This window comes from Paraburkholderia sp. SECH2 (assembly GCF_030464795.1).
Classification (GTDB): Bacteria; Pseudomonadota; Gammaproteobacteria; order Burkholderiales; family Burkholderiaceae; genus Paraburkholderia; species Paraburkholderia aspalathi.
Map to the genome: position 1 here is coordinate 81,118 of NZ_JALPRH010000006.1, position 24,796 is coordinate 105,913.

At 58.5% G+C, this 24,796-nt stretch carries 20 protein-coding genes and 2 pseudogenes; 11 read left to right on the forward strand and 11 right to left on the reverse strand.

Going from position 1 to position 24,796, the window contains the following annotated elements; translation table 11 throughout:
* Window positions 1–25: 25 nt before the first annotated feature.
* The 8 genes from M0D66_RS13345 to M0D66_RS13380 all read right to left on the reverse strand — a co-directional run bounded on the left by M0D66_RS13345 (window position 26) and on the right by M0D66_RS13380 (window position 8,639).
* Entirely contained in the window at window positions 26–1,063 is a 1,038-nt protein-coding gene (locus M0D66_RS13345; RefSeq protein WP_266210871.1) for a LysR family transcriptional regulator, read from the reverse strand.
* A 728-nt stretch (window positions 1,064–1,791) separates the two neighbouring features.
* Window positions 1,792–3,000, reverse strand: a complete 1,209-nt coding sequence (locus tag M0D66_RS13350) for an NAD(P)/FAD-dependent oxidoreductase (RefSeq protein ID WP_266210872.1) — start codon at window positions 2,998–3,000, stop codon at window positions 1,792–1,794.
* Between the two features lie 441 nt (window positions 3,001–3,441).
* A complete protein-coding gene (locus tag M0D66_RS13355) occupies window positions 3,442–3,771 on the reverse strand; it encodes a DUF4148 domain-containing protein (RefSeq protein WP_266210873.1) in 330 nt (109 codons plus the stop codon).
* A 208-nt stretch (window positions 3,772–3,979) separates the two neighbouring features.
* Window positions 3,980–4,387: a cupin domain-containing protein gene (locus M0D66_RS13360; RefSeq protein ID WP_266210874.1), complete on the reverse strand. Its 408-nt coding sequence runs from the start codon at window positions 4,385–4,387 to the stop codon at window positions 3,980–3,982.
* Between the two features lie 67 nt (window positions 4,388–4,454).
* Window positions 4,455–4,934 carry a carboxymuconolactone decarboxylase family protein gene (locus M0D66_RS13365; RefSeq protein WP_266210875.1) on the reverse strand — a complete coding sequence of 160 codons (480 nt, stop codon included), beginning with the start codon at window positions 4,932–4,934 and terminating at the stop codon, window positions 4,455–4,457.
* 179 nt (window positions 4,935–5,113) lie between these two features.
* On the reverse strand, window positions 5,114–6,703 hold the full coding sequence (locus tag M0D66_RS13370) for a PLP-dependent aminotransferase family protein (protein ID WP_266210876.1): 1,590 nt from the start codon (window positions 6,701–6,703) through the stop codon (window positions 5,114–5,116).
* A gap of 117 nt (window positions 6,704–6,820) precedes the next feature.
* On the reverse strand, window positions 6,821–7,561 hold the full coding sequence (locus tag M0D66_RS13375; RefSeq protein WP_266210877.1) for a DedA family protein: 741 nt from the start codon (window positions 7,559–7,561) through the stop codon (window positions 6,821–6,823).
* 577 nt (window positions 7,562–8,138) lie between these two features.
* Window positions 8,139–8,639: an Ohr family peroxiredoxin gene (locus tag M0D66_RS13380; RefSeq protein WP_266210878.1), complete on the reverse strand. Its 501-nt coding sequence runs from the start codon at window positions 8,637–8,639 to the stop codon at window positions 8,139–8,141.
* A gap of 625 nt (window positions 8,640–9,264) precedes the next feature.
* Here M0D66_RS13380 and M0D66_RS13385 point away from each other — a divergent pair.
* The 4 genes and pseudogenes from M0D66_RS13385 to M0D66_RS13400 form a co-directional block, all read left to right on the forward strand.
* A pseudogene (locus M0D66_RS13385) lies at window positions 9,265–9,618 on the forward strand (lecithin retinol acyltransferase family protein); the annotation flags it as partial.
* Window positions 9,619–9,846: 228 nt separating this feature from the next.
* Window positions 9,847–11,364: an efflux transporter outer membrane subunit gene (locus M0D66_RS13390; RefSeq protein WP_266210934.1), complete on the forward strand. Its 1,518-nt coding sequence runs from the start codon at window positions 9,847–9,849 to the stop codon at window positions 11,362–11,364.
* 34 nt (window positions 11,365–11,398) lie between these two features.
* On the forward strand, window positions 11,399–12,712 hold the full coding sequence (locus M0D66_RS13395) for an HlyD family efflux transporter periplasmic adaptor subunit (protein WP_266210879.1): 1,314 nt from the start codon (window positions 11,399–11,401) through the stop codon (window positions 12,710–12,712).
* Between the two features lie 106 nt (window positions 12,713–12,818).
* On the forward strand, window positions 12,819–14,372 hold the full coding sequence (locus tag M0D66_RS13400; protein ID WP_266210880.1) for a DHA2 family efflux MFS transporter permease subunit: 1,554 nt from the start codon (window positions 12,819–12,821) through the stop codon (window positions 14,370–14,372).
* A 231-nt stretch (window positions 14,373–14,603) separates the two neighbouring features.
* On the opposite strand, the gene M0D66_RS13405 is transcribed toward M0D66_RS13400, so the two are convergent.
* The 3 genes from M0D66_RS13405 to M0D66_RS13415 form a co-directional block, all read right to left on the reverse strand.
* Window positions 14,604–15,620 carry a sensor domain-containing diguanylate cyclase gene (locus tag M0D66_RS13405; protein ID WP_234487127.1) on the reverse strand — a complete coding sequence of 339 codons (1,017 nt, stop codon included), beginning with the start codon at window positions 15,618–15,620 and terminating at the stop codon, window positions 14,604–14,606.
* Window positions 15,621–15,927: 307 nt separating this feature from the next.
* On the reverse strand, window positions 15,928–16,755 hold the full coding sequence (locus M0D66_RS13410) for an SDR family NAD(P)-dependent oxidoreductase (RefSeq protein WP_211708366.1): 828 nt from the start codon (window positions 16,753–16,755) through the stop codon (window positions 15,928–15,930).
* Between the two features lie 354 nt (window positions 16,756–17,109).
* On the reverse strand, window positions 17,110–17,739 hold the full coding sequence (locus M0D66_RS13415) for a TetR/AcrR family transcriptional regulator C-terminal domain-containing protein (RefSeq protein ID WP_093633616.1): 630 nt from the start codon (window positions 17,737–17,739) through the stop codon (window positions 17,110–17,112).
* A 277-nt stretch (window positions 17,740–18,016) separates the two neighbouring features.
* Between M0D66_RS13415 and M0D66_RS13420 the strand changes: the two genes are divergently transcribed.
* The 7 genes and pseudogenes from M0D66_RS13420 to M0D66_RS13450 all read left to right on the forward strand — a co-directional run.
* The gene (locus M0D66_RS13420; RefSeq protein ID WP_266210881.1) at window positions 18,017–19,489 is read left to right on the forward strand and encodes an FAD-dependent monooxygenase; all 1,473 of its coding nucleotides are present in this window, start codon (window positions 18,017–18,019) and stop codon (window positions 19,487–19,489) included.
* Window positions 19,490–19,561: 72 nt separating this feature from the next.
* The gene (locus tag M0D66_RS13425; protein WP_143131660.1) at window positions 19,562–20,236 is read left to right on the forward strand and encodes a Crp/Fnr family transcriptional regulator; all 675 of its coding nucleotides are present in this window, start codon (window positions 19,562–19,564) and stop codon (window positions 20,234–20,236) included.
* Between the two features lie 99 nt (window positions 20,237–20,335).
* A complete protein-coding gene (locus M0D66_RS13430; protein WP_093633613.1) occupies window positions 20,336–20,749 on the forward strand; it encodes a RidA family protein in 414 nt (137 codons plus the stop codon).
* A 95-nt stretch (window positions 20,750–20,844) separates the two neighbouring features.
* Window positions 20,845–21,876, forward strand: a complete 1,032-nt coding sequence (hppD, locus tag M0D66_RS13435; protein WP_266210935.1) for a 4-hydroxyphenylpyruvate dioxygenase — start codon at window positions 20,845–20,847, stop codon at window positions 21,874–21,876.
* Window positions 21,877–21,947: 71 nt separating this feature from the next.
* Window positions 21,948–22,340, forward strand: coding sequence for a nuclear transport factor 2 family protein (locus M0D66_RS13440; protein ID WP_266210882.1), 393 nt, complete (start codon window positions 21,948–21,950; stop codon window positions 22,338–22,340).
* Between the two features lie 480 nt (window positions 22,341–22,820).
* On the forward strand, window positions 22,821–24,365 hold the full coding sequence (locus M0D66_RS13445) for a tannase/feruloyl esterase family alpha/beta hydrolase (protein ID WP_167378329.1): 1,545 nt from the start codon (window positions 22,821–22,823) through the stop codon (window positions 24,363–24,365).
* Between the two features lie 50 nt (window positions 24,366–24,415).
* Window positions 24,416–24,541, forward strand: a pseudogene (locus M0D66_RS13450) (branched-chain amino acid ABC transporter substrate-binding protein); the annotation flags it as partial.
* Window positions 24,542–24,796 lie beyond the last annotated feature (255 nt).

Sequence of the window (24,796 nt, forward strand, 5' to 3'; positions counted from 1 at the left end):
TTTGTGCATCTTTCGCACCAGTCGATCATGCCGCTATCTCCTCAGTCGGAGTCTCAACGTCATCAGGGTTGAATTCGGTCAGGTATTTCAAATCGAGCATGCGGATCTGTTCGGTCATGAAATCGATGAAGACACGAATGCGCGTCGGCAAGTGCTGTCGGCTCAGGTAGCAGATGTAGTGCCCACGGTCGTCGGGCGCATGCCTCGCCAGCGCCACGACGAGTTGATTGGCCGCAATATGATCGCGAATCTGATAGCCGGCCATCTGTGCAATGCCTGAGCCTTGCAGGACCGCATCCAGGACCAGGTCGGCATCGTTGAACGTGAGACGGGCCGTCGGCAGGTATTTCCGTACGCGGCCGTCGACCTTGAACTCCCATTCGAACACGCGGCCGCTGGAAAAGCGGAAGTTGATGCATTCGTGTTGGCACAACTCTTCCAGCGTATGCGGCAGGCCGTGCGCTTCCACGTAGGACGGCGCGGCGCAAAGCGCCATCTGCATAGGAATAAGCTGTTTGGCGATGATGCTGGAGTCCTCGATGCGTCCATTGCGGAACGCCACGTCAATCTGCTCGGAGGCAAAGTCCGTCGGCCGGTCGTCGAGCAGCAGATCGACGGCGATATCAGGATAGGCCTTCATGAACTTTTCCAGCAGCGGCGCCACCACCTTCCTGCCGAAGCCGACCGTCGAGCTGATGCGAACCAGACCACGTGGAGGGCCCTGGCGAAGCTCCAGCATGTCGTTCATGGCCTCCACGATTTGCGTGACACCCTGGTTACAGTTTTCGAAGAATCGCTGGCCTTCGTGCGTCAATTGTGTGACGCGTGTAGTGCGTAGAAACAGCCGCGTACTCAACTGGGTTTCCAGCTTCTGGACATTTCGACTCACGGCCGATCGGCCGACACCCAGACGTTCGCCGGCCTTGGCGAAACTCCCCTCGCTCACCACCGCCATGAATGCCATGATGCTGGCATAGCTCGCGGCAACGCTTGTGGACAGCGCGTCAGCGCGATTTGGCAAACCGAGGCGAAAACCGCGTTCCGGTGTGTCCGATTGATTCATTTTGCTGCCCCTGAAAAGATACTATGCGACTCGGGTTCCGGTTCACCGCTCTCGTTACTGAATGCAAACCTGGCGGAGGTCGACAGTCCGTCGATACACGTTTCTGCCGAACCAGGGAACAAACGTGTACTCCACATAGGCGTTGCTGCCGATGTAAATCCAGTTGTGCAAGGTGTTCATCGCGTACTCACTATGAAAACGTGCTTTCGCATGACTACAAATCTAGGCTCTTGGAAGGGGAAAAAACATTCAACGAACGGCTGGTTTTGTTCCTGCGAAGGAGTGGTGACTTCATACTTGCGTATGAGATGTCGGCAGTGTCCTTGGCATTCGCGGGCAGTCGCCGCAGCGGCATACGTGCGCTGCAACCCGGCGCCTGGCATGACGACAGGTAAGTAAAGCTGACGGTTCGAGAAGGCGACTCTACGAACGCGTAACGACACCTACGATGGCTTGAGAGGCACATGTGGGCTTATATCCCCGCAAAAAAGTGCCCGCGATTTCGCGGGCTGAAGCCGTGCCAAAGGGGAAGGAAGAGAGGAAAAATAGATGGGAGCTTGGGGAATATTGACTCATGAATCGATGTCGGACATACGTTGTGCCGCCGCGACCACACTATCTTTTGTCTACCCGCGCCCGTGCTTCCGTTGATGTATGTTCGCGCTGATCGCAAGCATGGTCCCAAAGGTGTTCGCGTCGTTGCTTTATGAGACCCTTGCACGGAGATATCAGCCGAACGACGCAAGCGGGTTGCCCGCTGCCAACGCTTCGACACGATTCGGTGCCGGTGGGTAGATCCACTTCGTGTTGATCATCTGCTTGCGTGCCTTACCTTCGGCGTTCGTCAGCTTGATCTGTCGATCCCAGCCTTCCGAATAGATAGCACCCCATTCGCCGAGGTCGACGCAAGTGGCGTAGAACGGCTGTTTATATTCCAGGGTCGGGATACCGATCAGATCTGCGGCGACGTTGTATCCGCCGAATTGCCCCATCACGATAGCGTGTTGACAGGACATCAATGCGTAGCGCCCGTCGTCGTCACACAGCGCGTGCGCGACATCACCCGCCACAAACACGTCAGGGGCCTCTGGCACGCGAAGATCCAATGCCACTTCGACACGTCCCAGCGAGTCAAGACGTGAAGAAACCTGCTCAGCCAGTGAACTGGCGCGCATGCCGCCTGCCCAGATCACCGTCCCGGCTTCAATGTGGGCGCCCGATGCAGTGCGAACTCCGTCTGCATCGACCGACACCACGCTGGATCCAAGTACGGTCTCAACGCCCAGCGAGTCAAAGGCTTCAGATACGTACGGCCGAGGATTGGGGCCGAGATCGGGGCCAATCTCGTCCTGAGATCCGATCACGACGACACGAATCGCCGTGTCAGCGCCAAACAACTCGCGCAGTCGCCGAGGCAATTCAGTTGCGACCTCGATCCCCGTAAAGCCACATCCGACAACTGCGACTGTGTTGCGCGCAGACGATTCCGGCAGTTTCGCCAGCTCTGCGAAGTGGCGGTCGAGAGCTACCGCGTCCTCGATACGATCGACAGAGAAGGCGTGTTCCGCCAGACCCGGAACCGGCGGCCTGCTCAACTTGCTGCCACTGGTCAACAGCAGCCGGTCGTATGCGAGCGAACGCTTAGTGCCGTTGGCCGACCTGACACTCAGGGTCTTTTCATGACACGAAATCGCCTCGACATCGCCCTCAATAAACCTCACGCCAATGGCGTCGAGAAGCGGTAGCAGCGGTGCAGCCATGCGCTGCGGCTCACTCTCATACAGCCGTGGCCGGATCTGCAATTCCGGCTTCGGAGAGATCAAGGTGATTTCAATGTCACTGGCCCTCACTCCGGCATTGTCGAGCACGCGAGCCGCGCCTAGTGCGCCCCACACTCCGGCAAAGCCGGCACCTACTATCAAGATATTTTGCGACATGATTCCTGCCTTCGGTTAGAAAATTTCGAAGTCGACGACAAGCACCGAACTCATAGCAACTGGTGCCTTGCTTCTTTGCGCGACGACCGTTCACGATCGCCGAAAGCTGAGCTATCTTCAGAATTGCATCAGCTCCTTGTCGTCCGTGGTTGATTCTTTATCGCGGGGCATGAGACATTGCCGTGTCCTGGAGATGGGCCAGGTGGTCTACTGATCGGATTTTCATTAATCTCATCGAGTTACACGTGTGCAGTGCTATTTCCTCGAGAGGTACATGCCTCGAATTATTGAAAGGCTCTATTGTCGCGATCGTGCTGACCAAGTATTGGTCCGGTTTCCAGTAAGTTCATTGGTCCAGTTTCAAATAGCTGAGTGAGACTGGTTGTCGAGCGAACGAATTCCCGCGATGTTGTCCGCTGCCGATACCACGCGGCCGCCAGGTCAATGACCGGAATAGACGGGACGCCCCGCCAGGCTCGTCGTGGTGCTCGTGCCTGTCTGCGAAAATCCGTCCGCAGCACCTCCGAAACCCGAGGTTATGGTGTTCTGCGTCACGCTATCGCCCGGCTGCAGCCGGGCCTCGGCGGCCTGGATGTCGGCGGGGTAGTACGGATCGTTGTGGCGCGCCGGTTTGTAGCCGGCCTTTTCGATCTGAACCCGTTCCGCACGTACCTGGGCGCGTGTGAGGCCGGTGTTCGATTGTTGGGCGGATGCCACAGCAGATATGCTCAGAACGGCTGCGGCTAATGTTGCGCGGGTTGTCTTATTCATGATGCGGACTCCATAGTAAATAGAGAATGTTTCACTCGTTGAGTCATGCGTTACTGCTCAATGAAGATTGAGATCGGTCAGTGGTGGGCGAGAGGTCACCGTGCAGTGTCACGGCGGGATTGCTACCCGATTTGAGTGCCCCGCGACCATGCTGCCATTCCCATGCTGCGTATCGACGCTTTGATAATATGCAGAGCTTTTTCGTTGCCTATTTCTCCGGCACGAGAACAGGCGCGCCCTTGTCTTTCAACAGAAGCACAATGAACTTCGCGGGTTGGGTCTGGCTCGCGTTGCGCCCGACCGTGTGTACATCATTCGGACCTTCATAGAAGGTCTGGCCAGGCGTCAGCGTGACTTCCTTGCCGCCCTTGACCTGCATCACGATCGATCCCTCCAGAACATAGATGAAGGCGTGCGCGTGATGCCGATGAACGGGATCGACTGCACCCGGTGGATAGTTCACGGTGATCATCAAGGCTTCCTTGCCCGGATATTCGTCGAGTGGCCTTGTCATCAGCGGCGTCACGACGGCGTCGGAAGGCGCAGCACGAGCCACGCCGATAAGCGCGCCTGCGACGACAAGCATTGTGATTGCGGTGTTCTTCAGGCGAAACATGGTGTGCATCCCAAGTAGCGCGGCCCGCACGCGCGGGACGCAGATGAGTGAGAACGAAATCGCCTGTTCAGGCGAGGTTCACCTTGTCTAGGCCGTATGCCTTGTCGGCAGAACCCGGCACCGTCCTGAACGCCACGTTCGCGCGGTTCCAGCCGTTGATGGCCATCAATGCGAACGTCAGGTCAGACAGTTCCTTCTCGGAGAACTGGGTACGCACGCGTTCGTAGATATCGTCGGGCACGCCGTGCTCGGGGAGCCTGGTCAGAACTTCCGTCCAGGCGAGTGCGGCACACTCGCGCGGCGCAAAGAGCGTCGACTCGCGCCAGATGGCGAGATGGTGAAGGCGCAATTCGCGCTCGCCGTGCTTGCGTGCTTCCTTTACGTGCATGTCGACGCAAAAGGCACAGCCATTGAGTTGCGACGCCCGGATTGAAATGAGATCACGGATCGATTCGTCGATTGTGCTCTCGTGAAGTTGATTGCTGAATTCAAGGAACTTCTTGAACAGCTCCGGGGATTGTTGGATGTAGTTGATACGCTGCGTCATGATGTCTCCTGGCGACGACCGTGAACACCCGCGGTTCGCGGATGATGTTAGCGGCAATGCGCCGCACGAAGTCATCGTAGGTCGGCGCATCGCGTCGCGGTAGACATGCACACGGGCTCACGCCGTTGTCTCTTTGGCACCAATCGAATGCGGTAATAGCCGGTACTGCGTCGCGCGCGTCATACAGGCTCGCACAGGGCAGCGGCGACGCGTTGTGCCGCCTGATCGATTTCCTCTTCATTGAAGGATGCAAACCCCATCACAAGGCCTGGGCCCTGGCTGTGGCGTTGTGTGTACCTGCCCAACGGCGCTGCCTCGACGCCCGCCGATTTCAATTTCCGAACGGCCGTGTACTCGTCGAGTTGCAACAGACGGCCCACCACGTCCAGGCCGGCACAGATTGGTGGAACTTCCAGCAAGCCTTGCCAGTGTTCCAGGGCCGAACGTTCGAACGCCCGCGCGCGCGCGGAATAGATTTTCCTGGTGCGGCGGATGTGCTGATCGAAATGTCCTTCCCTCAGGAAATCCGCCAATACGGCTTGCGTTAAGCCGTTCGCACTTCGGGTGGTAAGCGACGCTGCCCGGATAAAAGGTTCGACGAGTCGCGGCGGTAACACCACAAAAGCAAGCCGTAGCGACGGAAACATGAGCTTACTGAATGTTCCGACCATTACAACATGCGAATCGGCGCCAGGTAGACTGCGTAGCGCGCCAGGCGGGCCTGTGCGGAAGCAGTACTCGCTATCGTAGTCATCCTCGAAAATAATGGCGTCGTTCGCGGTAGCCCAACGTAGCAGGGAGGCGCGTCGCTCAGCGGACAAAGGCACGCCGAGCGGTGCCTGGCGCGACGGAGTCACGTAGGCGAGAACCGCAGTAGGGGCCTCACGAATACCGTCCTGCACACGCAGGCCGTCGTGATCGACTGGAACATCAACCACGTTCGCGCCGCTCGCGAGCATGATTTGCCGGGCGCCAATGTAGCCGGGGTCTTCCATCCACACAGAATCCCCCGGTGCACTCAGTAGCCGCATACACAGGTCGAGTGCCTGTTGCACACTACCGACGATGGCAATCTGTGCCGGCGAAACCATCACGCTGCGCGTGATAGCCAGGTGTTTCGCTATAGCGGACCGCAATTCGGGCAGACCACCGGGACGCGTGTCATTGAGCGTGAGTAGCCGGGAGGGGCGAAGAGCCCGCACATGAAGTTGTCGCCACAGATCAACAGGGAACAGGCGGAGGTCCCCACGGTGAGGAAGGAATGGCTGCGGCAACGAGTTCGTCCCGGAAAGCGGAAACGGCGGCTCACACTCCTTGAGTCGAGTGATCCACGGGCCGCGCGATTCCCTCGCCAAATGGCCGTGAGCGGCCGCCTGTGACAGAGACGCAGATTTAACCTGCTGCCTTTGATCGGGCAAAACCGCGCTTACCCTTGTGCCGCTTCCGGCACGGGCATCCAGATAGCCTTCCGCCAATAGCTGTTCGTACGCCGCTGCGACCGTGCCCCTGGCGAGACCGTATTGCCGCGCCAACGTGCGGCTGCCTGGGAGCACGCTGCCCTCAGGCAGGCGGCCAGAAATGATCGCCTGCCTTAACGCCTTATATAGCCAACGCTGCAAACCGTCATTGGCATCGGGTTTTCCCAAAGGAAGAGACCACACGACAGTGGACCGCTCGCGTTTGGCGGTTCCCGTTGGGACATCACATAGATCACTCATAAGTTGGAAATTTGTCACCCCGATTTCGACCAGGCAGGACTGAATGTCCATACTGGCTGCCGCCGTCAGCACGCATGTCGCCTGCGACGAGAGCGGCAGACGTCGTAAAGCGACCGTCGCCCCCTTCCTAAGACGTTCCGAACACGAAAGTTGTGACGTTCGTCCGCGTCAACGGCCGTTCGACGCTTGAGGGATGGCGTCTGGTGTCCGCGCCGATTTGATCTCGCATTGACCAACGATAGACTTCAAAGTCGGCGATATGAGTGGCGTGCCTGGTGAGTTATCTGTCACCAGCGTTCGATTACGAGACCGACGAGTAAGCCACGTATGGGAAAGAAGAACCACGGGGACAATGCCCAATAACGACACCTGCCATCCTGATTGGTGGAGGTGTGCGAACAATGCGTCAATTTGACGGGCGAACAGCGCGCCAGCAAGAAGACCAGCGCATGCCCATGTGCTTACGCTGACGCAGTCGTGCAAAATAAAAGAACGCGTTTTTATCGCCATGGCACCGCAGAGAGGAACGGCGATCAACGATAACCCGGGCACAAAGCGGGCAATCAGCAACGTACGCGCGCCACGTCGATAAAAGAAGTACTCGAATCCCGTAACGTACGATTGCCGGGTGAACGATAGTCTACTCACCAGTTGGAGGGTGCGTCTGCCGTAACGTTTGCCGCCTTGAAACCAGAGAAGGTCGCCAAGAAGACCGCCGGAAACGGCGGCGGCGACCAGAATGGCGCAGTGAAACAATGTGCGCGCAAAGTCATACCTTGTAATAGTGATACTCGCCCCGATCGTTATTAGCGTCGTGATGGAAGGAAACGGCAGACCGAGTGATGAGAAAAGTACGCTGAAGAAGACGATCAACGCTCCGTACCGAGATAGAAGCTCATGTGAAAACATTTGGCTATCCTTGAAATGTATTTCATCTGGCCGTAACAAATTGGCTTGGATGCATTGAAAATATTCATACCGTAAAGACGGTGTTCAGAGTGTTGAATCCCTTGTTCTGGTGAACTGGCGATGCAGCAGGCAAACACTGATAACGCGCGAAGCGAATCTGAACGCTATCGTATGCGCGTCCTGTTCGGTATAGAAGACGGAAAACGGTGGTTGCCGTGTTGCCGGAAGAACAACAATCAGCGGGTGATCACATGAGTCTTCTGGCATGGAGTGTGATAAAGCACCGCGTTGGAACGGGCAGAGACATTGACCCATCTGCCGCGAGGGCAGGGCTGAGCCTGCGGTCGAGTACGAGGCTCGGCGCGAGCATTTCAGCGAGGAGCAAATAGGGAATTTGACGCGAACGTGGCGGTGATCGATGGGGCCGCCTGGCGATCGGTATGCATCAGCCGATTAGCATGAACCCAATCAACTGATGGCATGCGCGACACGCTTTGGGTTTCAGGGCCGGTTGTGAAGATGTAGTCTGTGACCGTTGCGCTCCGCTCGCCCTCGCCGCAGGAAGGCGCGTCCTGAGTCAATCAACAACAGTGACGACATTGACGGTCCCGTTTCTGGCCATTTTTGCATACGGGCACAAGCGCTCGGCACTTCGAACCAGTTCTTCCGCCACGCTTCGCTCGACACCCGGCATCCGGACCCGGATATCGAATACCAACGCATAGCCGCCATCCATGGGGTCACGGCCAAACGAAACCTGCACCTCCACAACAGCGTCGTTGACGTCTATTGCGGCGCGTGTGCCGAGCAAGTTGAGCGCCCCGTGAAAGCACGCGGCAAAGCCTGCGGCCACCAACTGCTCCGGATTGGTCCCGGTACCGGGTCCTCCCAACTCCGTGGGCAGTCGCAGGTCCACAACAAGGTTGCCGTCATCTGAACGGGCTACGCCAGATGCACGGCCGTGTCCCGTCTCGCCGCCGGAAACAGTGACAGTCGTCGTGTACAAGGGGGCGAAATTCTGACCCCGATATCTGTCGAGGAGCGAAAGCGAGGGGGCTTGCAGCTTCCTTTTGTCCATGATTCATTCTCTAATTTAGTAATACGCGATACTTTTATGGCGAACGGGCCAGAACCGCTCATAAGGACAATTTTCATCTTGTATGTTAATTCCTGGTGAGACTCCAGGACACCCCTGCCTCAATAGTAGGTGAGCACGGATGGCGAAGTTGAGTCGTCCATGGACTCATGGTGTTTCCAGTTTGTCACCAATCCAGACACGCACATGAAATCGGTTCGACCCGTCACGGGCACGAAGCGAGGTTGATGCCGCGCTAGCGCGCATTGGTATCGACAAGCGCCGTAGACTTTGGGGTCAGTGCCCCGGCGGCGCGAATTGGTGCCGTCGCGGCAACGGTGAGTGTTCCGCTGAGTGTCTACCAAGGCAGGGATTCGGCACCTACCATTCTGACATCGCAACGCGGTTGACTCGACTGAGTCGACGGGTCGTTGAGGTCGTTAGCGGAGGACATCATGTTTCGTCTCGGACCTCTATTGTTAATTGGCTGGATCATGCTATCTGCGGTCAATGTCGGGCTTGCAATTGCCATCTCGTTCAGTGACATCCTTAAAGTCTGATACCCGTTTTCAAAATCGGAAACTTCGGTCTCAGGCGAAGCATGACGACGGAAAAGGTGCGGCTCGCCATGGAAACTCAAAATATTGATTGCCCCACAACTTCATTTGTGTTGATCCGAACAGAACGCACTATTGAAGTTGGTGCCCATCTTATTAGTGAGCGCGAAGGCTATACGCACCACGGAATCTATGCGGGAAATGGCCGGGTTATTCACTATGGGGGTTTTTATCATTCCGTGAAACGGCGACCCATTGAATACATTCCGTTGCGCGGCTTTGCGGCAGGAAAAGGTGTAAAGATTCAGTCTGAACCAGACGCAATTTATACCGGAATAGATGCTGTGGAGCGGGCCAGGTCCCGTCTCGGCGAAGACCAATATCAATTGCTGACTAACAACTGCGAACATTTCTGCACATGGTGCGTGCTCGGTGTCGGACGCAGTGAGCAGGTACGTCGATGCTTAGGGAATCCATGGACAGGTATCAAGACGCTGTTTGCACTTGCGAGGGACGCTTTGCGCGATCTCATGAAGCCGACTCGTCGCGAGCGCCACAGTTCGGATTGCGCGGCGTGTCGTGAGGTCGAATCGGATGCACGCCGCGATTCTCCACGAAGAACTCTTTTACTCAACGATCTGATAGGTCAGAAAATGGGCATTCAGTCAAACGTCGGACAGCGCGCATCACGCGGGTTGAAACTGGGTGTGTCGGTGATGTTTGCGGCGGCGCTATCGGCATGCGTGAACTATGCTGGCATCCACAGCGATGCGAAAACGGCCGAGCCGCAGCAGTATGCGACGCAGCAAAGCCTTCCCGCCGAACAGGGCCATTGGCCCGCCGCCAACTGGGCCGACCAGTTCGGCGACGCGCACCTGAAGGCGCTGATCGACGAAGCGTTGACGCACAGCCCGACGCTCGATCAGGCGCGTGCCCGCGTTGCGGCTGCATCGGCATACAGCGAAACGGCGAGGGCCGGCACGATGCCGCGCGTCGATGCTAGTTATTCGCTCACGCGTCAACAGTTCTCGAATACGACATTCTTGCCACCTCCATTTGGCGGTTCGTGGCAGACGGAGAACAAGGGTCTGCTGAGCGCTTCCTATGACCTCGATCTGTGGGGCAAGAACCGCGAAGCGCTGAAAGCGGCAGTCTCGGAGCTTCAGGCGGGCCGGGCCGACGCGGAAGTCGTCAAGCTGACGCTGACGACGTCGGTTGCCCGCACGTACAATCAGCTTGCGCGCCTGTATGTGCTGCGCGATATCGCGCAACAGGAAATTACTCAGCGCGAGCAGATCGACCGTATCACGGCGGGCCGCATTGCGACAGGCCTGGAAACGGAAGTCGAACGCAAGACCGCGCAGGCCAATCTTGCGACCAGCCACGCCGCACTGAAATCGCTCGACGGACAGATTCTCGCGACACGCTATCAGATCGCCGCGCTGCTCGGTGCGGGTCCCGACCGCGGCCTGCAGATCGCGCGCCCGGCGCTTGGCATGGGCGACGAAGTCCGTCTGCCCGACAACCTACCTACCGATCTCGTGAGCCGCCGCCCGGAAATCGTCGCTGCGCGCTGGCGCGTCGACGCGATGACGCACGACGTGAAGGAAGCGAAGGCTGAGTTCTATCCCGACATCAACCTGAGCGCCGCAATCGGACTCGACGCATTCGGCTTCGGCCGCTTTCTGACGGCGGCGAGCCGCACGGCATCTGTCGGTCCGGCAATCCACCTGCCGATTTTCGACGCAGGCGAACTGCGTGCGCAGCTGAAGGGTCGTTACGCCGACTTCGACTACGCCGTTGCGACCTACAACCAGGCGCTAGTGACAGCGCTGAGCGAAGTCGCCACGCAACTCGCCGACGTGCGTTCGACGGATGCTCAGCTTGTCGATGCGCAGACCGCGCAGGACGCCGCCCGCAAAGCCGCCGACCTCGCGCTCGTGCGGTACAAGGCCGGACTTACGAATCAACTGACCGTGTTGAACGCCGACGTCAATGCGCTTTCTGCCAATCAGAGCGTCGCGAATTTGCGCATGAACCGCCTCGATCAGCAGATTGCACTGGCTTCCGCGTTGGGCGGTGGTTTCACGGACACGTCAGACGCAGACTCCGGGGCGGTGCCGCGCGCCGGTGAGTCCGCACCCAACACGCCTGTCGTCGCCGCGCGCTGAGCGGTTACCCACCGAATCTGCCAGGAGAATTGAAATGAGTGAAATCAACGCAACGGAACGTCAGGAGACCCAGGCGGCGCGCGCGAAACATGACGCAGCACCGGCGAAGGCTTCTGATGCAAACGAACCCAACACACGCAAGCGCAAGGCGCTGCTCGCGCTGCTTGGCGTGGCCGTCGTCGTGTCGGCAGCCGGTTATGGCGCGTACTACATGACTTACGCGCGCTATCACGAATCCACCGACGATGCGTACGTCAGCGGCAATCTTGTGCAGCTGACACCGCAGGTGGCGGGCACCGTCGTCGCCGTGAATGCCGACGATACGCAGATAGTAAAGGCGGGCGAGCCGGTCGTGACACTCGACAACGCCGATGCGAAGGTCGCGCTCGGCAACGCTGAGGCGACGCTGGGGCAGACCGTGCGGCAGGTGAGCAGTCTTTACGTGAACAATGATTTTTATGCAGCGAACGCCACGCAGAAGCAGTCCGATCTGGCGCGCGCACAGGACGATCTGCGCCGCCGCCAGGCCGTCGCCGATACGGGCGCCGTGTCGGCCGAGGACATCGCGCACGCCCGCGACACTGTGACGGCCGCGCAGGCCGCGCTTGATGCCGCGCGTCAACAGGCGGAAGCGAACCGCGCGTTGACCGACCGCACGACGATAGACCAGCACCCGAACGTGCAAGCCGCCGCGTCGAAGGTGCGCGATGCGTATCTCGCCTACGCGCGCAACACGTTGCCGGCGCCCGTCACCGGCTATGTCGCGAAGCGTTCGGTGCAGGTCGGCCAGCGCGTGTCGCCGGGCACGTCGTTGATGGCGATCGTGCCGCTCGACGGCGTGTGGGTCGATGCGAACTACAAGGAAAACCAGTTGCGCAACATGCGCATCGGTCAACCCGTGACGCTGACGGCCGATGTGTATGGCGGCAAGGTTAAGTATCACGGCCATGTTGTCGGCTTTTCGGCGGGCACGGGCAGCGCGTTCGCGAGCTTGCCGGCGCAGAACGCAACGGGCAACTGGATCAAGATCGTGCAGCGTCTGCCCGCGCGTATCCAGCTCGATCAGAAGGAACTCGAGGCGCATCCGCTGCGCATCGGGTTGTCAATGGACGTCGATGTGGACACGCGCAAAGACACGGGCCCGCAGCTCGGCGCGGCCATGAACACGTCATATCGAACGGATGTGTTTGCCGAATACGGCGCGCAGGCAGATGCCGAGATCGGGAAGATCATTGGGCAGAACATCGTCCCTTTGCATGCGAGGTCCACGGGCAACGTCGCATCGTCGATGCCTTCCGCAAAGCGCGACGCAAGCGTCGTGAGCGGCACTAAACAGCGAGCAGGCTAGTTCACGCTCCCGGAGCGCGCCTCGCGGTCGCGTTCTGGTCTATTCAATAGCCTGACAGGCCAGATAAACACGCCGGACCTGTCGAAAATTTCAGACTGGAAGCGAGATGAATTCCTCGATACAACTTGCACCGCCTCCGCTGACAGGCGGAAAGCTGGTTCTCGCGACAATCGCCGTCGCCCTCGCGACGTTCATGAACGTGCTCGATTCATCGATTGCCAACGTTGCGATCCCAACCATCTCGGGCAACCTCGGCGTATCCGTCGACGAGGGCACATGGGTGATCACGCTGTTCTCGGCAGCCAATGCCGTCGCGATTCCGTTGACGGGCTGGCTCACGCAACGCGTCGGCCAGATCAGGCTGTTCGTGGCCGCGATCGTACTGTTCGTATTCTCGTCGTGGCTATGCGGCGTTGCGCCGAACCTGATCGTGCTGCTCGCTGCGCGCGTATTGCAGGGCGCCGTCGCGGGCCCGCTGATTCCTCTCTCGCAGGCGATTTTGCTTGGCTCCTATCCGAAGGAAAGAAGTTCGACGGCGCTGTCGCTGTGGGCGATGACGGCGACAGTCGGGCCGATCGCGGGCCCTGCGCTGGGCGGCTGGATCACCGACAGCTACAGCTGGTCGTGGATCTTCTATATCAACATTCCCGTGGGTCTGTTTGCCGCCGCCGTGACGTGGGTGATCTATCGCGACCGCGAATCCCCAGCGCGCAAGCTTCCCATCGACAAGATCGGCCTGCTGTCGCTGATCGCATGGGTCGCGTCGCTGCAGATCATGCTCGACAAGGGCAAGGATCTCGACTGGTTCAATTCGCCTGTGATCTGCACGCTTGCCGTCGTCGCGGCCATCAGCTTTCTGTTCTTCCTGATCTGGGAGTTCACAGAGAAGAACCCGATTGTCGATCTTCGCCTCTTTGCAGAACGCAATTTCCGCGGCGGCACGATTGCGATCTCGGTCTCGTACGCGGTGTTCTTCTCGAATCTCGTGATCTTGCCGCAGTGGATTCAGGGTTATCTCGGCTATCGTTCGGTGGATGCCGGTCTCGTGACGGCGCCGCTCGGGATCTTCGCCGTGCTGCTCGCGCCCGTGATGGCGAAGATCATGCCGAAGTCCGATGCACGGGTGCTGGCGACACTGGCCTTTCTCGGCTTCGCGGGCGTGTTCTTCATGCGCTCACATTACACGACGGGTGTCGACCCTTATACCCTCGTGCTGCCGACGCTGCTGCAAGGCATCCCCATGGCGCTTTTTTTTACGCCGCTTACCGCGATCATCCTGTCGGGGCTATCACCCGACAAGATTCCGGCGGCGGCCGGGCTGTCTAACTTTGTGCGCGTGTTCGCGGGCGGCGTCGGCACGTCGTTGATCTCCACAGGCTGGAACGACCGCACGATTCTGCACCATGCGCAACTCGCCGAACAGTCGAGCGTGAACAACCCCGACTATATGAGCGCCATTGCGAACCTTCACGCGACGCTCGGCGGCAGTATGGATCAGGCCGTGGCGTTTTTTGAACATTCGCTGAATGCGCAGGCCGCGATGCTCGGGCTGAACGATATCTTCTGGCTCTCGTCGATGATTTTCATTGTGATCATTCCACTGGTCTGGCTCACCAAGCCCGGCAAGGGCGGCGGTGGGGCAGCGGCGGGTGCGCACTGAGGTCCCGGTAGTCTGCCGCTGGGATCCGCGATAGCGCTCCACACAAGGGCGACGCGTTCGACGTGCTCGGTGGCTTCGACCTGGTCAGCGAGCAGAAGGAACGCAGGTGGGCCGTCACGCTGAACCGTGAAGAGCAAGCCGATCCGAGGCTATTCACGCGGAAACTGTTTGGTGCAACCCGGGATAGAGAGGGTAAAGGGCTCCGGGTGGTGGTATGTTTACCGCACCCACTCACATGCGCTCCATCTTTCGCATCCGCTTCGCCTCATACATCGCCTGATCTGCCCGATCAATGAGTGTTGTCATCTCGACGCCATCGTCTGGAAGAACAGCAGCGCCGACACTGACATCGAGGTCGAGCGCGCGCCCCTCGAACTCGAACGGCTCACGAACCTGCTCGACCATACGCATGCCCAGCCTCTCGGCATCTGCCTTGGAGTGGATACCGGGCAGGATGACGGCGAACTCGTCGCCACCCACGCGCGCCACCGTGTCCGAGCACCGCGCTGTCTTGTTCATGCGTAGCGCCGCCTCCCTGATTGCCGCGTCGCCCGCGCGATGGCCATAGCGGTCGTTGATGGGCTTCAGGTCGTTGAGGTCCAGATTGAGAATGCCGAGCGTCGCTGAAGCTCGTTGAGCTTGCTGAATCGCTTGCCGTAGCCGGTCGTAGAACAACGCGCGGTTCGGCAACCCCGTCAGCGCATCGCGCGTAGCCAGATAATAAAGCTCGCTGGTTGCGTGCCTCGCTGCGTGAAACATCGCGGCAGCGATCAGTTCGGACATCAGTTCGAGCGCGCGAATATTTTCGTCGGTGAACGCGTTAGCCGCTGCGCCCACGACCTTCAGCACGCCCACCGTCGTATCGACATGCCTGAGTGGCGTGACGATCATCGAGCGCAGGCCCACTCGCCGACACGCCTCACGGTCGACGCGCGGATCGATTTCCGAGTCCGCACATCGCAGGATGTCGCCGGTTTCCACGCATAGACCGGATAGACTGCCGCTGCGTTTGAGCCGCAAACCCAGCAGCGAGGAAGCAATGCCCGAACTCGCGCGGTAGACCATTTCATCGCCTTCAGCAAGCTCGACCACCGCGCCATCGGCCTGCGTTAGTTGCTGGACACGCTCGGTGACAAAACTCATGACACCGCCAAGATCCAGTCCGAGCTTGGCAATCTCCGTCTGTGCCCGCACGATCGCCAGAAGCGTTTCGTTGTCGGGCACAACGTCGTTGAAGGGTGTCTGCAAGGGTCTCTCCGAGGGCAAATTGCTCAGAGACATTCTACGGGACAAATATTCCATGGCCGACCTGCGAATGGCTTATGGATGTGGTTCATCCGGCCGCCGCACCCCCAGCCCAGCGGGCAACCACGCAGTAAAGCAGGCGCATCGGCGTAGGAACGAGTGCGGTCCGGGATTTCCTGACGTTATTTTCAGCAAAGCCTTACAGGCCCGCCGTGGGAACGAAACTTCATCAGGCCCAAGCAACGTAGTTGAGAGCCATTCAAGAATGCCGTCGTTTCGTCTCAACTCGATGCGCAGTTGAGCCCAGGCGTTAGCCGGCATTGCCTTGAGCGGCTTTCGAAACGCTTTCCCATTGCCGCCACGTGGCGAGCCGATCCGCGTAGGCATGTTCTGCGATCTGGAGGGCAGTGTCGCCAAGCAACAGACGCAACGGCGGGGTCTGTGCGTCGACAACCGCGAGAATCGCCTCGGCTGTGGCCTCGGCGTTGCCGAGGGCGCGTGAGCCATGGGCTGCCGCTAGCTTCTCGCGCAAGCCGCTGTACGCGTCCAGCTTCGTTGCGTGATGAGCGGATGTGCCGCGCCAGTCGGTGTCGTAGCCGCCGGGTTCGATGAGCGTTACCTTGATGCCCAAGTCCGCGACTTCCTTGGCAAGCGCATCGCACAAACCTTCGACCGCCCATTTGGATGCAACGTAGACGCCCGCCGTGGGGAAAGTAATCACGCCGGCAAGGCTGGATACCGCGAGCACGTGACCGCCACCTTGTGCACGTAGCAACGGCAACGCAGCCTGAATGATCCATAAAGAACCGAAGAAATTCGTCTCGAACTGCGCGCGTGCCGCCGCTTCGTCTGTTTCCTCGATAGTGCCAAACAGGCCATAACCCGCATTGCTCAGCACCACGTCCAGGCGGCCAAAGTGACGATGCGCCTGTTCGACCGCGGCGCACACGGCACCGCGATCCGTGACGTCGAGTGCAAGCGGAAGAATCGCGTCGCCATACGACTCGACGAGATTATTAAGGCTCGCAATGTCCCGCACTGTGGCCGCGACACTGTCACCGCGTGCGAGAGCGGCCTCGGCCCAGACGCGGCCGAATCCGCGTGAGGTACCTGTGATGAACCAGACTTTCTTACTCATATGCATTAGTTCCGAAAGAGGCCGGATCACCAGCCTGGTTTTAACCGATACCGCTGTCATTGCTAATCTAACAGTGGTAGGTTGGTATTCTAGGCTAACAGTGTTAGTCGTCAAGGGAAATTGTGAAGAGAGTCAGGCTTGATGCCGAATGGCGGTGGCGGTGACGCCCGCGCGGACAGTTCCGGCAGGCAGCGCACGCAAGTGGGGGAGAACAACAGGATGGCGCCGTGTGGTCTGGGGGAGTCGTCAGACCAGCGGGCAGGGAGAGCAGGGAGCTTTACTGCTAACCTAGCAGGCGCGCGAATTCGGCGCTGACGTCGGCTTCGTTATCGACGATCCGGAGTTGTTAGTCTATCAAGACTCGGCGATCCTGCTTTTGAACCCCCGGATCAGCAGGTCGAGACCCAATGCGAAGCGCTGGTCGAAGTTGTGATTGAAGATGTCGTCGGCCGCCTCGTATGCGTGGGGATAGCCTGTGTTCGCTAACGCCATGAACGCGGCTCGGCGCGCATCCATGTCGATGTCGTTGTCTGTGCCAAGCGCCTGTTCTTCCATCACGAATCCGAGCACGTAGTAGAGCACGCTGAACGAACCCCATGAGGACAGCCGGGTGTTTGCGCCGGCCTCGGCCAGCGTGGCCATCATCGCGTTGCCGACTCGCATGACATTTTCGGCCACGCCATAACTGCCGGCGAACACGCGCGCGCCGTCCCGATGCTTCAACATCGCGCGGCGGATTTCGACCGCGATATGGCGCAACCGCTCTTCCCACTGGTGATGACGCGGCGCCTTACGCGCGACGTTCTCCATAAGCATATCGGCCATGCCGTCCATCAGTTCCTGCTTGTTCGCAAAGTGCCAGTACAGCGAGGCTGCCTTGATATCGAGCGCCTGCGCAAGCTTGCGCATTGTTACACCCTCGATTCCAAGCTCATCGAGGAGGTCCATTGCAACCTGGATGACCTGTTCTTTCTGTATTGCCATGAGGGCCTTTTTTGAATGTTGAGGGTATCGAGACTTGCTGCCGCTATTGAGTGTGCGTGGAGATTCTACATTCTAAGCTAACAGTGTTAGTAGCCACTGACGGTTATCGCAGGCGCGCGGTTGCAAAGAAGCAGTTGGAGGCTCGGTGAAGTAAGCAATGGCACGCATTGCACGAACCCAGGACCCGGCATACGGCGCCTATCGACGATAGTTTCAGTTTACTATCTAACACCGTTAGATTAAAGTCCGCGTATTTACTTTGAGGAATACCGTTGATATGAATACGTCGTTCGAAGTTGTGGTGGTGGGAGGCGGACCGGTCGGTCTGTGGTTGGCATGCGAATTGCGGCTTGCAGGGCTAAGCGTCGTCGTGCTCGAAAGGCGCACGAAACGCGTCGAGCAATCACGTGCATTGACCATCCACGGTCGTACGCTGGAGGTGTTGTCGCTGCGAGGAGTCGAGGATCGTTTCATTGCGACTGGCAAGCCGATCACGGCGGGCCACTATGCGGTTCTCGACACAAGACTTGATTTCAATATTTTCGACAGCCGCTTTTCCTACACGCTCTTTATTCCGCAGAAAGCAACCGAAGAGATCATCGAGCAGCGGGCGCTGGAACTAGGCGTTGATATCCGCAGAGGCGCTGTTGTCGAAGGCATGACAGTCGATTCAGGCTCGGTCAGCGTTCGTGGGGCGGGACCCGAAGGTGCTTTCGAGCTGACCGGCGCCTATGTCGTAGGAACCGATGGTGCTCGCAGCATTGTCAGACGAGAGGCGGGTATCGATTTCGTGGGACATCCGGCGACAGCGATGGCATTGATGGGGGACGTCGTGCTGGATGCGCCGCCCAGCGTACCCCTGTTTTCCGAATTCAATGAACGGGGCAGCGTGATGGTCGCGCCATTGGGTGACGGTCGCCACTATCGCATCGTTCTCAATGAGGCCGTGGATCGCGGCGTGACGCGCGATGACCCCGTGACGTTCGAGGAACTGACCAGCGTGACGAGGATGATCGCCGGAACGGACTTTTCAGCCCGGGACCCACTGTGGCTTTCGCGGTTCGACAACGAGACCCGGCTCGCTTCTCACTATCGCCGGGGGCGAATTTTTCTCGCCGGCGATGCAGCGCATATTCACCTGCCGGCAGGCGGGCAGGGCATGAACGTCGGCATCCAGGACGCAATGAATCTCGGCTGGAAACTGGCGGCGGTCGTAAAAGGAGAGGCACCCGAATACCTGCTCGATACCTATGAGCAGGAACGCAGGCCGGTGGGTGCCTATCTTCACGATACGACGATGGCGCAAGGCTACTTGATCACCGGCTTCTCACCTCATGGACGCGCTTTGCGAGACGTATTCAATGACATGCTCAAGAACCCCGAGATCAACGCTTATTTTGCACGGCAGGTTTCTGGCTTCGGTGTGCGCTATCCCGAAGCGCTGCCTGGTTGTGCTGGATCGAGTTCGTCCCTGCTGGGAAACCGGATCCGCGATACTGAACTTCAGTTGAAGAATGGAGAACGGACGAATTTGTATTCGCTTCTCAGCGCGGGAAAATGGGTTCATCTCGCATTTAACGCTGGCGCGCAAGTGGCGATACCAGAATGGCTTCCGACAGACGCGGTAATTTTTGAGGAAGTGAGGGGCGTCGAGCATGCTTCGATGTTCTCTGGGTTGAAAGCGATACTGATGCGCCCGGACGGGTATGTTGCCCAGAGTGCAGAGGAACGTCACGTCGACGCTGCTTAGCACGCAATCGAGTAGCACTTATGTTCATGCCACAATACACGCGTCAACACGCCCACATGAGAGGAGTCAGGTTTGAGCAAGAGCGCCGCGGCGACCACCGAGACATGGCATATGGATGACGCCACGGCGGGCGTGTGGATTCGTGCAGCCCATCTCGGCCGGAAGATAAAGGTCGAGAAGGGCAACATGATTTATCGTCAAGGCGAGCTTGGTTTCACCTTTTACTTTCTGCTTTCCGGTCGTATCCAGGTTTCGATCTTTCAGAGTGACGGCGCCGAGTTCATGCTTGAAATGATGGGGCCGTGGTCGATGTTCGGCGAAAGCCCCGCTATGGATGGCTTCCCGCGCATCGCCACAGCTATCGCAGCCGAAGACTCGGAACTGATCGAGTTCGACATCAGGGTTATCACCGGGGCAATTCCGTCCTGTCCAGAACTTGCCATCTCACTGATGCGCATCGTTGCGCTCAAACAGCGGATTCTGGCGTCCCGCATCCAATACCTCGCGCTTCCAAAGCCGGAGATGCGAATCGGGGAGCTACTGGGACGGATGGCCGAGCTGTACGGCGAGAAGCGCGAGGACGGCACGCTGATATCCATCCCTCTGACTCATGAGCAGATCGCCGCCATGACGGGGGCGACCCGGGTCACCGTCACCCGTGCACTGAAGCGCTTGACGACGCTCGGCGCAATTGAACTCCGGCAACGTCGTATCTGGGTGCTCGACTCGTCCAAACTTCTCGGTTGATTTGGTATCACGCTATACAGACGGCAGCTTAGCTGGTCACCTAAAGTGGTCACGTTGGAATCAATTTCCCGTACTACACCAGTTGATTGAAGGACTGCCATGAGCAAAATCGAGCGCCTGCGTCTTCCTGACGACGACGCAACCTTTGGAAGCAATCGCATTTTCGACCTGTTCCAGTACTCGCCGGCCGTGACGGCTAACGGGCTGGTCTTCATCGCTGGCCAAATCGGCTTGCGTGCCGACGGGTCGATTCCGGAAGATCCGAAGGAACAGATCGACGTTGCATTCAAGCGTATCGAAGCCGTGCTCAAGCATATGGGCCTCGATTTCACGGATGTCGTCGAGCTCGTTTCCTATCACGTCGATGTCGGCTCGCAACTCTCCACGTTCCGCGAAGTAAAGGAGCAATACATTCGCTCGGACTTCCCGGCGTGGACCATTCTCGGTATCGCCGCGCTGGCTCGCCCTGAGCTTATCGTCGAGATCAAGGTGGTCGCTGCGACCCGCAAGTAAGTTCCACTTTCGCCGGCCGCGGCCTGATTGTCGAATGAGAGCGTGCTCCCTTGGGCCCGATCTACGACATATATTTTGGATTACTACTTGGTATTATGACCACTCGAGTGAAAACTAACGGATTCGCGTTCGTCGAGTTCGTCTCATCCCAGCCGATGGAACTCGTCGAACTCTTCGAGAACCTTGGCTTTCGCCTTCGCGGCAAGTCGAAGAGCGACATGCTCCTGATGACTCAAGGCGCAGCCGTGTTCATTGTTAACGGGAATCCGAACGCGTTCGAATCCCAGCACGGTGCGTCGGTGCGTGCGATTGGAATTCACGTCAACGACGCGAAGGCAGCACACGAGCAGGCGTTATCCGGCGGTGCTGTCAGCGCGTCTGCGGAACAGGAGGGCGAGTTTGTCCTCGACACGCCGACGATTCTCGGTATCGGAGATAGTCTCGTGTACTTCGTCGACCGCGACTTCCGCGAAGTCTTCTCGCTTCCAGTCGAAGCCAGAAACACGCAGGAGGGTGATGCCAATATCCTGGCCGTCGACCATACGTCGAATATTGTGCACCCCAAGAATCTTGATTTGTGGGCCAACTTCTACCGCGACACGTTTGGGTTCGCTGAGAAGCAGTATCTCGAAGTCAAAGGCCATATGTCCGGAATGCGCGCGCGCTCAATGGTGAGCCCGTGCGGTCGTGTATCGATTCCGGTGGCTGCCGCCGCTCATGACCAACCCGGCGTGCTCAACCAGAACGATGAATTCATCCGTGACTACGGTGGCGAGGGAATTCAACACATCGCGCTGCAGACGTCCAACATCGAAGACACGCTTCAAAAGCTCAGTGCTGCCGGCATCGAGTTCATGGCGGCGCCATCGCAGAGCTATTACGACGGAATAGATGGGCGTCTTCCGGGGCACGGTCTTGACATCGAGCACCTGGCTGAACACGGCATCCTGGTCGACGGCAAGAGTCCGCAGAAGATTCTGCTGCAGCGTTTCACGAAGCGCCAGATAGGCCCGGTCTTCTTCGAAATAATTGAACGCCGCGGTGAAGACGGGTTCGGCGAAGGCAATTTCAAGGCCCTGTTCGAATCGCAGGAGAAAGATCAGCAACAACGCGGCTCACTTAATTGACCACCGCGTAGCAGAGAACCCACGGTCCCTGCTGTGGACCCTTTCACTGACCACCTTGAAGGAATGAAGCCATGACAGAACAGAACATTCGGGACCATCTCCTTTCCCGATATAACGGATGGATGACCGCAATAGCAGAGAAGAACATCGACGCGATAGCGTCAATTTACGCGAGTGACGCCGTTTATATGCAACCGGGACAGCCGCGGCATGTTGGCAAGGACGCGGTTATCGCCGTATGGCGTACCTATTTCACGCGCCCTGATTTCAAGGCGCTCTACACCCCCACGCTGACCGTGTCCGCGAGTCTCGACATCGTGTATGACGTTGGTAGCTACGTCGTCAGCTTGACGCGGGAGGGTGAGCCGGTGGAAATCCGTGGGAAATACGTGGTGATATGGAAGATGGAGAAGGGCGATTGGGTCGTTGCCGTCGATATCGATAACACCGACCACCCGGTGTGAGTGTTGTCGCGCAGCACCTGAACGAACAGGTCGTCGCCTCAGGCGACAAAAAGGGATTGGAGAAAAATCCTGGCGAGCCGCCTGCGTTTGAAGGATCCCTGCCTACGCCGTATATGTTGCGTCAATTAAATGCATGAACGCATATTATGCATACAGTAGGTACATGTGCATGAGCATTATTCGGCTAAGCCTAATTTCCTTTCCACACTCTACCCGCCGGGTAACCCCATATCTCACCAACCAAGCGGGTTAACCCCGCTTGGCGTCAAGCCAAAACGATCCTAACGTTACACACATTGATTGAACGACCGGACGGTTTATTAATGTCCGACCCGCTCAATCAGGCGGATGTGTTCCTTCAGATTACCCATCTACTTCCCGTCGCCGGGCAGCGATCCTGCTCGTCCCGACGAAAGCGAAGAACCCGACTCTCCGGCCGCGACGGCAATAAATACGACACCTATATCTGGAGATACCAACGTGAAGAGCTGGATTGAATGCAATGCCAGGCGACTCGTTGTCGCACTGGCGGTGGGAGGGTGCGTCCTCGCACTTTCGGGGTGTGGCAGTTCTGACAATGTCGCGTCGCCGGCGCCAGTCGACTATGCAGCGCTGTGCACGAAAATAAACGGCCAGCAGTTCAATGGCATTACGGTGACGGCAACTTCACGCATTGCTGCCGCAGGTGGCAACCCGGGTTATTGCAAGGTCAGCGCAACGGGAGCCGCCAGTACCACACTCGACATCGAGGTCGATCTTCCCGACAACTGGTCGAAGCGGCTGCTCCAGCAAGGTGGCGGTGGTTTCGACGGAAGCATCCCCACGGTCGAAGCAACATCCGCACAATTTCCGCTCATCAAGCCCTTGGTCCGTGGGATCGCCTATACCGCTTCGAATGGCGGAAACCGCACCGGCAATCCGGCGGATCTGCTGACGAATGCAACGGCGGAGAAGGACTACGCGTATGCATCGACGGGAATCACGGTTCATTTCGCCAAGGCAGTGATTGCCGCCTTTTACGGTTCCGCGCCGAAATATACGTACTTCAGCGGCGCGTCGAACGGTGGCCGCGAGGCCTATCTTGCCGCCCAGAATCAGCCGGGAGACTACGACGGCATTATCGCCGGCGACGAGACCATGAATATGGGAACCCAGGTAACGGCGATGCTCAATATTGCAACGCTTGCCGGTTCCGCTGCGATGCCCTCAAGTGCTCAGTGGACAGCAGCGTATTCCGCGGCAGTCGCGCAATGCGGGAATGCCAACGGCGTGATTCTGAATCCTGCTGCCTGTACCTTTGATCCATCGACCCTGCAGTGTGGTGCATCCGGTGCGCCCGCGGCAACCTGTCTTTCGGCAGCGCAGTTGCAAACCGTGCAGCGAATAGTCGCGCCATTGTCGACAAGCGGCGGCCAGTTACTGTTTTCCGGGTACAACTGGGCGGACTTCGGCTCCATGTTCGGCGTCGGCTCGTATGGCGGGCTGGGTGGCGGCTTCGCGGCGATTGCCACGGGCAATGCGAATTGGCTGCTGCCCGCAACGGTATCAGGCAGTCTGCAAGCGAACTTCAACGTCGACACCTCGTATCCGGTCATTGCCGCAGGGCTGCAAAACGTCGGAGCGGATCACAACCTGCAGGCCATCGCGCAATACCTGATGGCAGGCAAAAAACTGATTTCGTTCAACGGCGCAGCCGACCCGTTGATTTCACCACGAGACCATCTGCGTAACTGGCAAACCGTCGTGCAGCTTGCCGGGTCCGCTGGAGGCAATGCGCGCTTCTATCTCGAACCAGGAGTGGGCCACGTACTCGGTGGCAACGGTCCTGATCAGACGGACTATCTCGGCGCGATGATCGCGTGGGTCGAACAGGGTACCGCCCCAGGGCAACTGGTACTGACGAAATTCGATTCCAACGGCAATGTGACGTCGTCCCTGCCGGACTGCCCGTACCCAACCGTGCCGCACTATTCGGGCTCCGGCAGCGTGAGCGCCGCGGCCAGCTACACCTGCGCCGCAAGCTAGACACGCGTGTATACCTGCCAATAGCGAATAACGATTTCCTGCGCGTTTGCGTCAAGGACTTGCCCCTGTCTCATGGCGTCATGAACACGACTAAAGCGGATCACAATGGTCTTGATCGGCGCGCGAGGGTAATCGTCGAGATCGTCGACGGAAAGTGGAAGTTGCGCAACGACTAACCGTGCTGTGCCTGGAGTGAGCTGGTGTCGAGCACGCGGCACCAGCTCAACCCATGTTGGACACAATGCCTACCTGCGAGAACAGTCAGACTGCACTAGATGTGTGCGCGCATACAACTGACGTCCTTTCCGCGAATATCTGCGAAAATCCAACCTGAACAGTCCCCACGCATCGAAGGTGTGCCGGCAGGCACGCCTTCCCGCTGCCCTCACGCGGCAGGCCGTGGCGAGGAATCTGTCAACACAGGGTATCGC

Bases quoted from the DNA above. Each gene is read 5' to 3' on its own strand.
- M0D66_RS13420 (WP_266210881.1), top strand. From the start codon at position 18,017: ATGAATACGTCGTTCGAAGTTGTGGTGGTGGGAGGCGGACCGGTCGGT.
- M0D66_RS13430 (WP_093633613.1), top strand. From the start codon at position 20,336: ATGAGCAAAATCGAGCGCCTGCGTCTTCCTGACGACGACGCAACCTTT.
- M0D66_RS13365 (WP_266210875.1), bottom strand. From the start codon at position 4,934: ATGACGCAGCGTATCAACTACATCCAACAATCCCCGGAGCTGTTCAAG.
- M0D66_RS13360 (WP_266210874.1), bottom strand. From the start codon at position 4,387: ATGTTTCGCCTGAAGAACACCGCAATCACAATGCTTGTCGTCGCAGGC.
- M0D66_RS13345 (WP_266210871.1), bottom strand. From the start codon at position 1,063: ATGAATCAATCGGACACACCGGAACGCGGTTTTCGCCTCGGTTTGCCA.
- M0D66_RS13350 (WP_266210872.1), bottom strand. From the start codon at position 3,000: ATGTCGCAAAATATCTTGATAGTAGGTGCCGGCTTTGCCGGAGTGTGG.
- M0D66_RS13400 (WP_266210880.1), top strand. From the start codon at position 12,819: ATGAATTCCTCGATACAACTTGCACCGCCTCCGCTGACAGGCGGAAAG.
- hppD (WP_266210935.1), top strand. From the start codon at position 20,845: ATGACCACTCGAGTGAAAACTAACGGATTCGCGTTCGTCGAGTTCGTC.
- M0D66_RS13440 (WP_266210882.1), top strand. From the start codon at position 21,948: ATGACAGAACAGAACATTCGGGACCATCTCCTTTCCCGATATAACGGA.
- M0D66_RS13380 (WP_266210878.1), bottom strand. From the start codon at position 8,639: ATGGACAAAAGGAAGCTGCAAGCCCCCTCGCTTTCGCTCCTCGACAGA.
- M0D66_RS13395 (WP_266210879.1), top strand. From the start codon at position 11,399: ATGAGTGAAATCAACGCAACGGAACGTCAGGAGACCCAGGCGGCGCGC.
- M0D66_RS13410 (WP_211708366.1), bottom strand. From the start codon at position 16,755: ATGAGTAAGAAAGTCTGGTTCATCACAGGTACCTCACGCGGATTCGGC.
- M0D66_RS13375 (WP_266210877.1), bottom strand. From the start codon at position 7,561: ATGTTTTCACATGAGCTTCTATCTCGGTACGGAGCGTTGATCGTCTTC.
- M0D66_RS13355 (WP_266210873.1), bottom strand. From the start codon at position 3,771: ATGAATAAGACAACCCGCGCAACATTAGCCGCAGCCGTTCTGAGCATA.
- M0D66_RS13370 (WP_266210876.1), bottom strand. From the start codon at position 6,703: ATGGACATTCAGTCCTGCCTGGTCGAAATCGGGGTGACAAATTTCCAA.
- M0D66_RS13390 (WP_266210934.1), top strand. From the start codon at position 9,847: ATGGGCATTCAGTCAAACGTCGGACAGCGCGCATCACGCGGGTTGAAA.
- M0D66_RS13415 (WP_093633616.1), bottom strand. From the start codon at position 17,739: ATGGCAATACAGAAAGAACAGGTCATCCAGGTTGCAATGGACCTCCTC.